Here is a 1,648-nt window from a genome sequence, read left to right as displayed (position 1 = left end):
GGTAGTGTAAAATATTTTGTGTTTTTGAAAAAAATGGCTCCTTTTTGGTAAGAATTCAGATATGACAATTTTTATCGAAAAGGAGTATTTTTATGCCAGTTGCAAAGGAACAAATTCGACAGATTATCTCAGAAAACAACATTAGTAGCGTTGCAGACGTATACACACTTCTGAAAGACAGCTTCAAAGATATCCTTCAGGAACTGATGGAGGCAGAACTGGATGCGACCCTTGGTTACGAGAAAAACCATAAGGGAGATGTACAGACCGACAATAAAAGAAATGGACATTCCACAAAGAACTTAAAAAGCCAGTATGGTGAATTTCAAATCGATGTACCAAGAGACCGCAACGGTGAATTTGAGCCAAAACTGATTCCCAAATACCAGAGAGATATTTCCGGAATCGAAGAAAAAGTGATCTCTTTATATGCTCGTGGTATGAGTACCAGAGACATCCATGATCAGCTTCAGGATCTTTATGGCATTGAATTGTCAGCAGAAATGGTCAGTAAGATCACGGATAAGATCCTTCCACAGGTAAAGGAATGGCAGACCCGTCCATTGAATCCGGTTTATCCCTTTGTTTTTATGGACTGTATCCATTACAAAGTCCGGGAGGATGGCAGGATTTTAAGCCGTGCTGCTTACGTTGTTCTTGGTGTTACCGTGGAAGGTTACAAAGATATACTCAGTATCACAGTAGGGGCTAATGAAACCAGCAAGTTCTGGCTCGGAATGCTTAACGATCTGAAGAATCGTGGAGTAAATGATGTCCTTTTCTTCTGTGTAGATGGACTTCCAGGCTTTAAAGAAGCCATCCAGGCAGTTTATCCGCAGGCAGAAATCCAGCGATGTGTCATCCATATGCTGCGTAATTCTTTTAAATATGTAAACTACAATGACCTGAAAAAGTTTTCCTCCGATTTTAAAGCAGTATATAATGCGCCAAATGAAACTGCAGCTTTGTCAGAACTTGAAAATGTGAAAGAAAAATGGGGAAAGAAATATCCTTATGCGATCAGCAACTGGGAAAATAATTGGGAAGATGTCAGTTCCTTTTTCCAGTTTTCAAATGATATCAGACGCATCATGTACACGACGAATATCATTGAGGGATTGAACCGCCAGTACCGAAAAGTAACAAAGACCAAAAGTGTATTTCCAAGTGATGCATCCCTGGAAAAAATGCTGTACCTTGCCAGTGAAAATGTAGTCAAAAAATGGACGCAGAGATATCGGAACTGGGATCAGGTATTAAACCAGCTGATTGTCTTATATGGAGAGCGGCTCACAAAATATCTGTAAAAACAATAAAAAAGAAAAAGCAGGAATGAAGATGCTAAAATAATCTGCCATTCCCGCTTTCCTTTTATTCCGTCGGCATTAGTATTATTGCCAGATTTTCCTGATTATATTCCAGAGGTCGGGTGTGGGCAGAGCCCACAAAAAAAGCAATAAATACGATGCCTTATTTGTCATGCAAAAAATTAAAAACCAATGTATAGAATTTATCCAAGTGGTAATACTATAGATACAAAGATAAATTCGACAACAATAAATCCATAAATTCGACGGCAAAATATTACATATCTAATTCTTAATCAGAAGGATTCAGCCTTCATAGACACAAAACTATTTACGCCCTC

At 38.5% G+C, this 1,648-nt stretch carries 1 protein-coding gene; it reads left to right on the top strand.

The features are described from left to right. The first annotated feature begins 92 nt into the window (after positions 1-92). Entirely contained in the window at positions 93-1,307 is a 1,215-nt protein-coding gene (locus tag ACTNBF_RS16395) for an IS256 family transposase (RefSeq protein WP_103656244.1), read from the top strand. The last annotated feature ends 341 nt before the right edge of the window (positions 1,308-1,648 follow it).

The organism is Bariatricus sp. HCP28S3_A4, from assembly GCF_052066395.1.
In the GTDB taxonomy this organism is placed as follows: Bacteria; Bacillota; Clostridia; order Lachnospirales; family Lachnospiraceae; genus Allocoprococcus.
This window is presented reverse-complemented; position numbering and strand designations above follow the sequence as displayed.